Annotated in this window: 8 protein-coding genes; 3 read left to right on the top strand and 5 right to left on the bottom strand. The window is 70.6% G+C overall.

Going from position 1 to position 7,817, the window contains the following annotated elements; translation table 11 throughout:
- On the bottom strand, positions 1 to 908 hold a 908-nt coding region (locus KN815_RS41685), incomplete at its 3' end, for a serine/threonine-protein kinase (RefSeq protein WP_253209581.1).
- A gap of 306 nt (positions 909 to 1,214) precedes the next feature.
- On the opposite strand from KN815_RS41685, the gene KN815_RS41680 reads away from it, so the two are divergent.
- Positions 1,215 to 1,451, top strand: coding sequence for a DUF8836 family protein (locus KN815_RS41680; protein ID WP_216346982.1), 237 nt, complete (start codon positions 1,215 to 1,217; stop codon positions 1,449 to 1,451).
- Between the two features lie 286 nt (positions 1,452 to 1,737).
- Positions 1,738 to 1,956 (top strand): hypothetical protein, encoded by a 219-nt coding sequence (locus KN815_RS41675; RefSeq protein WP_216346981.1) that lies wholly within the window; start codon positions 1,738 to 1,740, stop codon positions 1,954 to 1,956.
- A gap of 173 nt (positions 1,957 to 2,129) precedes the next feature.
- On the opposite strand, the gene KN815_RS41670 is transcribed toward KN815_RS41675, so the two are convergent.
- The 4 genes from KN815_RS41670 to KN815_RS41655 form a co-directional block, all read right to left on the bottom strand.
- Positions 2,130 to 3,269, bottom strand: coding sequence for a methyltransferase domain-containing protein (locus KN815_RS41670; RefSeq protein WP_216346980.1), 1,140 nt, complete (start codon positions 3,267 to 3,269; stop codon positions 2,130 to 2,132).
- A 631-nt stretch (positions 3,270 to 3,900) separates the two neighbouring features.
- Complete coding sequence (locus KN815_RS41665) at positions 3,901 to 4,347, bottom strand: hypothetical protein (protein WP_216346979.1); 447 nt, start codon at positions 4,345 to 4,347, stop codon at positions 3,901 to 3,903.
- Positions 4,348 to 4,402: 55 nt separating this feature from the next.
- Positions 4,403 to 5,632, bottom strand: a complete 1,230-nt coding sequence (locus KN815_RS41660; RefSeq protein WP_216346978.1) for a helix-turn-helix domain-containing protein — start codon at positions 5,630 to 5,632, stop codon at positions 4,403 to 4,405.
- A 282-nt stretch (positions 5,633 to 5,914) separates the two neighbouring features.
- Entirely contained in the window at positions 5,915 to 7,147 is a 1,233-nt protein-coding gene (locus KN815_RS41655; RefSeq protein WP_216346977.1) for an MFS transporter, read from the bottom strand.
- A gap of 115 nt (positions 7,148 to 7,262) precedes the next feature.
- Here KN815_RS41655 and KN815_RS41650 point away from each other — a divergent pair, with 115 nt between their 5' ends.
- Positions 7,263 to 7,727: a winged helix-turn-helix transcriptional regulator gene (locus KN815_RS41650; RefSeq protein ID WP_216346976.1), complete on the top strand. Its 465-nt coding sequence runs from the start codon at positions 7,263 to 7,265 to the stop codon at positions 7,725 to 7,727.
- Positions 7,728 to 7,817 lie beyond the last annotated feature (90 nt).

Below are 7,817 nucleotides of genomic sequence, written 5' to 3'. Positions count from 1 at the left end.
CCGGTGCCGTGCCCATGCCCGGTGCCGTGCCCGGTGCCGTGCCCATGCCCGGTGCCGTGCCCGGTGCCGTGCCCGGTGCCGTGCCCGTGCGCCTCGCGCGCCGCGATCTCCTTCAGCCGCAGCGACAGTTGCAGAGTGCTCGGCCGGTCCTCCGGATCCTTCGCCAGACAGGCGTGGAGCAGCGGCGCCAGGGCGTCGGGGACGCCCAGCAACTGCGGCTCCTCGTGCACCACCCGGTACAGCATCACCTCGGAACTGCCGTGCCCGAACGGCGAGTCCGCCGTCGAGGCGTACGCGAGCGTCGCGCCCAGCGCGAAGACGTCGGTCGCCGGGGTCACCGCCGCGCCCCGCACCTGCTCGGGCGCGAGGAAGCCGGGCGAGCCGACCGCCGTGCCGACGTGGGTGAGGGTGCTGGCCCCGGTCGCCCAGGCGATGCCGAAGTCGATGATGCGCGGGCCCTTGGGGGAGAGCAGGATGTTCGAGGGCTTGAGGTCACGGTGGACGACCCCCGCCTCATGCACCGCCAACAGCCCCTCCGCCAGCGCCGACCCGATCGACGCGACCTGGGCGGCGGGCAGCGGGCCCTCCTCGTTCACCTTGTCGTGCAGGGACGGGCCCGGTACGTACTGGGTGGCGAACCAGGGGCGGTCGGCCTCCAGATCGGCGGCCACCAGCCGGGCCGTACAGCCGCCGCGGATCCGCCGCGCGGCGGAGACCTCCCGGGCGAACCGCGACCGGAACTCCCGGTCCTCGGCGAGATCCGGCCGGATCACCTTCAGGGCCACCCGCTGGCCGCGCCGGTCGGAGCCGAGGTAGACCACCCCCATGCCGCCCGCGCCGAGCCGCCGGTGCAGCCGGAAGGAACCGACGACACGCGGGTCCTCGCGCCGGAGCCGCATCATCGCCATGTCCGTCCCCTACCTCCGGTGGGGAGCCCCTCCCTTAACCCCTGGTGGGGAGCCCCATCCGCTGCCGTCTGCTTGCCGTTTGCCGCTGGTCTGCCGTCAGTCCGCCGCTGTTGTCCGTCGCTGTCCGTCTGACGTGCACAGCTTACGGATTGACGGCCCCGCGCGCTGAGAGGCCGCGCATGCGTCGGCCGATGGATTGTCAGTGGTGCCTGGGATCCTGGAGAAGTGGGCCGGAATCGTGGCAATCCACGCTCGGCTCCGTGCTGCGTGATCTCAAAAGGCCGTCTCAGAAGGGGGATTGAGACCGTGAAGGGTGATCGTGTGGAGATAGTCGTGGACGCGGGGGACACGACGCGGACGTATGAAGTGGTGGCCGGCAGGGCGGGCCGGAGGGTCGAGACAGCGGTCCGGCGGGGGGTGGTGGAAGTGAGCGAAGTCACCCGTAATGGGTCCGTGGTGCGGACGGCCCGCTTCATGGCCAACCGCGTCCTGGCACTGGTGGAGCAGCCGGTGCCGCGGGGCGAGGAGGGAGACGGTGAGTAGAGCTCGCACGCGCTCGGAGGGGCACACTCCATGGGCTCCGGAAGGGCTCCGGAAGGATCGATTCCCCGGACCCCTCCGGGAAGACCCCAAGGCGTGAGGGCGCATCTCCACCCAGGGGAGTAGTCGACGCCTCCCGGGGTCATCCTCCGGGAGGCCCGGCAATCGGTACGAAGGCATGACGCCGAGAACCGGGGTGCGCGCCTAATGTTGTGGTCAAGCGGCGGGCGCAGCACTCGTCCCCCGAGGTCAGACGCTCGCCGCCCCCAGATGTGACGGAGGAGGGACGATGGCGGACACGGCTGGACGCACAGTCATCCACACACGTCGTCGCAGGTCCGTAAGCGCGGTGGCCGATGCCTTCGGCGGCCCGCAGACCGGCACCCGCCACCCTCTGGTCGCGGCGGCGATGGTGCTGCCGATGGCCGTCCTCCTGACCATCACCTTCGGCGGCTGGGAAGCCGTCGTCACACAAGCGTCGTCCGTGGCGGGAATGCTGGGGCGCTGAGCGCCCCAGGCCCGGGAGAGCGGCCCGGGCCGGGGACTTCCGGCCATTTAACCCCGTGGGGACGGGGGTGCGGCGGACGGCACGAATGCCCGGACAGCTGGGGAGCTGTCCGGGCATCGCGCCGTCCAGACCCGTTCGGAACCGACACGGCCCGCCGCAAAGCTCACCTCACCTCACCTCAGCTCGGCAGACCACTTTCCGCGGCCGAGGAAGGTATGGCCGTCGGGTGTGATGTCCACCCGGGCCCCTCGTACCGGCAGCTCGCCGTTGCTGAGCCAGTAGTCGCGGACCGTGTCGAGGGCGTCCCACAGCCGGCGGGTGCCGCCCTGGTGCACGGTGGGCCGCTCGTCACCGGCCGCTGTCGCACGTGCCCACGACCCATCGGCGTGCGCCATCAGCGCGACGCGCCGCTCACCCTCCTCCCGATACTCGTGCTCGATACCGGGCACGGTGATGTCCAGCATGGAAGCGAGGTCCCACGCGTTCGCCACGTCGACGACGGGATACGGACCGCGAGTCACTTCATCGCCGTCCAGCTCCGCGGCCTTGGCGAGGCGAACGGCCGCACCGGGCGGGTAGTCGTCGCCATGGCGCGCGTGCATGAACCCTGCCCGCTCCCACTCGATGCGCCCGTTCGCGCCCCCGTCCTCGTCCTTCTCGGCCGTGACGAGGAGGGAGGTACCGGCGATCGTGGTCACCAGCCGACCGCCGGGGCGAAGCACCCGGAGCCAGCTTTCGGGGATCGTGCGTACGGACACGGTGGCGACGATCCGGTCAAAGCTCGCGGGCTCGTACGGGAGGTCCCCGGTCGCGTCGATCGTGTCGAGCGTGGGAGCGACCCCGACCTCGCTCATCCGCTTACGGGCGGCCTCGGTCAGGTAGGCGTCGACGTCGACACTCGTCACCTGCCCGTCGCTCAGCCGACGAGCGGCGAGGGCGGCCCCGTACCCGCTTCCCGTGCCCACGTCGAGCAGCCGGTCGCCATCGTCGATATGGGCATGCTGGAACATGCCCACGACCAGGCTCGGCAGGGTGGCCGAGGACGTCGGCCGACCGCACGGCCGGTCGGCCGCCGTGGCGTAGTCGGCGTGTAAGGGGCCGACGCGGGTGACGAGTGAGGTGTCACGGTACGCCGCTTCAAGCCAGCGGTCCGGATCGCTGGGACCGTCCCGCAGCTCCCAGCCGTCGGCACGGCGCTTCCACCATCGGGGGGTGAACAGGTGCCGTGGCGTGGCCGCGACGGCCGGCGCCCACCGGGAGTGCCGGTGCGTCGAGACGTCGGCCAGAGCGGCGGCGCAAGTGGTCCAGTTCACGAGTGGACTCCAAGGGAGGGCGGCGGGGCGGGCGCGAAGTGCTTCGGGTTGCAGGCGGGCGTACGGGCGGGATCGCGTCCCGGGTGGAGCCGGTAAGGACACGGGGGCGGCGGTCAACGGGCGGCGTGTCTCGCCGGTTTCCGGTGGCGTCGGCCCGCCATCGCCGGGGAGGGTTGGCACCCGGCGGGGGCGGGGGACTGAGGAGGTGGGGGCTTGGGAGGCATCAGCAGGGGCGCGGCGAGCAGGTTGTACCGGGCGTCGTAATCGGTGACGCCGACGCGGTAGGGCTCCGCAGTGGCGAGGGTGAACAGTGCCTGCTCATACCGGCCGGGCTCCCGAGCCCATGCGTACAGGTGGGCGTCCGGGCGGGGACACGCAGGCCCGGTGGGGACAACGGGAGCCCCTCCGAGGTAGGGCCCGTCAGGGTGGGGGTCGAGCAGACGGGCGAGGCGCAGCGCTTCGGCTTGCATCCACCGGACGGCCAGTCGAGGAGTGGGCGCTGGGTAGGTGGCGAGTATGACCTCGCGGGCGCCGCTCAGGTCATTGGCGGTCGCCGCACAGTGGAAGGCGAGAGGGAGCCGTGCGGAAGTGTGCGCCCAGCCAGGCGGAGCGACCGTCAGCACAGCCGTGCTCACCGGTTACCCTCGCGCGCCTGGTGCCGCTGTTCGATGATGTGGTCGAGCTGGATTCGGTACAGCTCGACCTGTCCGGGCGTCAGAATCAGGACGGACTCGGACATGCCGCCGTCCTCGCGGTGGACCATGACCGGCAGGGCGGCCTGCTGCCCCCGGTGGTCATAGATGGCATCACGTTTCAGGGGACTGACGTGGGTGACCGGCACGGGCACGGGCACGGGGCGCAAGGTGGCACCGCTGGACGGAGCCGACCATTCCCGACCGCCTCCCGGTGGTCGCAGGTGGTAGGACGCCGAGCTTGCGCTCGGCACGGCGACGACGACGCCGATCCGCCCTTTCTCCCGCAGGTCTGAGACGAGGTCGCCGAGCCGGGGGTGAAACGGGGTGCCTGCGCTTAACTCCGCGCCCTGCGCGGGAAGTTGCTTCGAGGTCTGTTCGGCCATGCTCCGAAGCTAGGAGCGGGTTGGCAGCCGAATATGAACCGCAGGAATATCGCCCTCATCCGTCGAGGTGAAAGCGGTCTGACATGCGGCGCAGCTTCTCGCGAGTGGTCGCTCGTTCGGCGTAGACGAGGCTGCGCAGGGTTGACCGCGCAATGGGGTGGTTGCGGATGAGCTGAGGCGCGATGCGTTCGGCCCGCTCCAGTTCCTTCAACGCCTTGTCCCGGTTGCCATCCCAAAGCCACGCGCGGGCGAGGTCCATGTGGTGGTGCCCCTGGCGAGAGTTGGGAAGCCCGGCGACAAGTTCCGAACCGGTCTTCCGGTTTATGGCCAGAGCCCTTCGCTGCTCGCGCATCTCCAGCGCAACGCTGATGGCGTGAATCTGCACGTTGCCCGGCGAGAACGTGAGCGAATGCCGGTCGTACACCGGAGGACCGGAGTATGCGCCCAACCGATCCGCGGCGTCCCTGGCGTGCGCGATGCGGTCCTCGGCCTCTGCTCGGCGTCCACCCCGTGCTGCCGAGACTGCCGCGCGCAGTTGCAGCGATCCCCATGCGCGAATGGCCAGCGGTTCGCCCTGGTCGTAACCCTGCTGCACGCTTCGAAGCGCCTTGTCCGAGAGGGTGACGGCGTCCGCCCAATCCGCGGTTGCCCACATGTCCCATACCCGCATCCAGTCGGCCATGGCTGGCATGACGGAGTCGCCGGACAGCCGGGCCGACCATGCGGCTCGTTCACAGGCCATGGCGACCAATTCGGGGTGGCCGAGGGCGTGTGCGGCGGTGTGCGCGAACTTGCAGCACACGGCGTAGATCGCGAACGCTTCCTCGCGCTCATGGCCGGTGGACGCCTCGGCGAGGGCGCGAGCCTCACGGAACAGGTCGGGAAGCACCTGCATGATCGCCACATTCGCCGCTGCGTCGCGTAGGCGGTGCAGTCGGGTGGTCTCCTGCCAGAGCTGACCAGCAGGCCGCGGGGTGCCGTCGAAAATAGGGGCGAGGTCGTACCTGCGCAGCTCGCGCAGGACGGATGACGCGGCGACCTGCCATTGATTCTCTTCTGGCGAGCTGTTGTACGGACGGCCGATCAGGTCGTTCGGGTGCACATGCAACTCGGCGGCGAGCAGATTGAGCAGGCCGACCCGATCAAGTTCGATGAGGCCGCGTTCCATCTTCGACACCCACCCCTGAGACTTCCCCAGGGCGGCGGCGAGATCGGCCTGGGGCATCCCGAGACGCAGCCGAGCTCGACGTGCGCGACGGCCGATCTCCTCGGCCTCTTCCAACATCACTGCGCCCCCTTCGCGGTGTGGCGCCGGCGGGGTTCAAGCGGGCGGCGATACATCCGTGCTCCATCCGTCAGGCGTACACCTCAGACGGTACCCAGGGTGCGAGACGGGTGTGGAGCGCTACAGGGCAAGAAGTGCGGCAGTAACGACAAGGCGCCCCCGCACGGCGAGCGGCCCTACGGCGGCGTTGCCGTGCACGCCCCGGTCACATGATCGCCCGAGACAAGTCCGTTGGGCGCTTTCGCCATCGCATGTGGCGCTTGGCGGCGGGGGTTCGGGACGTCACGCCACTGGCTCCCGGCGCCGGGTCGTCGCCCACAGCAGCAGGGCCGCGCCGCTGAATGTCGCTCCCAGGGTGGACACCGCCGGCCATCCGGCCGCCGCGTACGCCGTGGAGGAGCCGATGGCGCCGAGGGCGCTGCCGGCCGAGTAGAAGACCATGTAGCCGCCGATGATTCTGCTTCCCGCGTCCGGTTGGGCGGCGTAGATGAGGGACTGGCTGGTGACGTGTACGGCCTGGACGGCGAAGTCCAGGAGGACCGCTCCGATGGCCAGGGCCCAGAGCGACTGCCGGGTGAAGGCCAGGGGGAGCCAGGACACGGTGAGCAGGACGAGTGCGGTACCGGTGGTGCGCTGGGCGAGGCCGCGGTCGTTCCATCGGCCGGCGGCTCCCGCGGCCGCGGCTCCGGCCGCTCCGGCGAGCCCGAACGCGCCGATCGCGGTGTGCGTCAGTGACCAGGGGGGACTGCTGAGTGGCTGGACGACGCTGCTCCACAGCGTGCTGAAGGACGCGAAGACCAGCAGCGCCAGCATGCCGCGGACCCGGAGCAGAGGGTGGCGGGCGAACAGGACGACGGTCGATGCCAGGAGACGGCGGTACGGCATGGTGGCCGTCGGCGGCCGGTCGGTCGGCAGGGCGAGGCGCAGGAGGATGGCGAGCGTCGCGGTCACCACGGCCGCGAGGAGGTAGACGGCGCGCCATCCGGCCAGGTCGGCCACGGCGCCTGCCACGGTGCGGGCCAGCAGAATGCCGGTGATCACCCCGCTGGTGACCGCTCCGACGACTCGCCCCCGAAAGGCGGGAGCGGTGAGGTGGGCCGCTGTGGCGACCATGGTCTGGGCGACGACGGCGAGCGCACCGACCGCCGCGAGGGCGGTGAGCAGTGCGGCGGTCCCGGGTGCCAGACCCGCGATCAGCAGCGCGGCGGCGAGCAGGCCGAGCTGGAGTGTGATCAGTTTGCGCCTGTCGACGAGGTCGCCGAGCGGGACGAGCAGGAACAGACCCGCGGCGTAACCGAGTTGGGTGATCGCGACGATGGCGCCGAGCAGGCCGGGGCCGAGCGCGAACTGCTCGCCGAGCGTGACCAGCAGGGGCTGGGCGAAGTAGACGTTGGCCACCGCGCTGCCGCAGGCGATGGCGAAGAGCAGGATCAGGCGCGCGGATGGCGGCCCGGACGGAGCGAGTGCGGTGTTCACGGCCGTCCGGCCGTCGGCCGTCGAGCAGTCGCTCGGCATACGGCGCCCCCCTTCATCGATGGTTGCAAGTTGCTACCAGTCGGACCTTAGGTCAGGAGGTAGCATGTTGCAACCAGGCGAGTTGCAACCAGATGTATCGCGAGGAGGAAGTGCGATGGTCGCCCGCACGCGATTCGACGCCGAACCGTGTCCCGTTGCCCGGTCGATCGACGCCATCGGCGACTGGTGGTCCCTGCTGATCGTGCGCGACGCGTTCGACGGCAGTCGCCGCTTCGGCGAGTTTCAGCGAAGCCTGGGCATCGCCAAGAACATCCTCAGCAGCCGGCTGCGCACGCTGGAGCAGACCGGAGTGATGGAAACCGTGCCCGCCTCCGACGGCAGCCGCTACCAGGAATACGTACTCACGGAAAAGGGCCGCGCGCTCTTCCCGGTCGTCGTGGCGCTGCGCCAGTGGGGCGAGACGCACTGCTTCGGCCCGGGGGAGGAGCACTCGCGACTCCTCGACCGCCGGAACGGGCACCCGCTGAGCCCGCTGGAGATCCGCTCCAGCGACGGACGCGCCGTCGGCCCGGACGAGACCATCGTCGAAAAGCTCGGCGGTGCGGACGACATGGACTGACTCGTCCTACGGCCACCCACCGCACGGCCCGTCCCTACACACGCGGCGTCAGCGCGGGCGCAGGCCGTTGATGAGCAGGGTGCAGATGGA

The sequence above is a fragment of the Streptomyces niphimycinicus genome (assembly GCF_018883605.1).
GTDB classification, from domain to species: domain Bacteria; phylum Actinomycetota; class Actinomycetes; order Streptomycetales; family Streptomycetaceae; genus Streptomyces; species Streptomyces niphimycinicus.
This window is presented reverse-complemented; position numbering and strand designations above follow the sequence as displayed.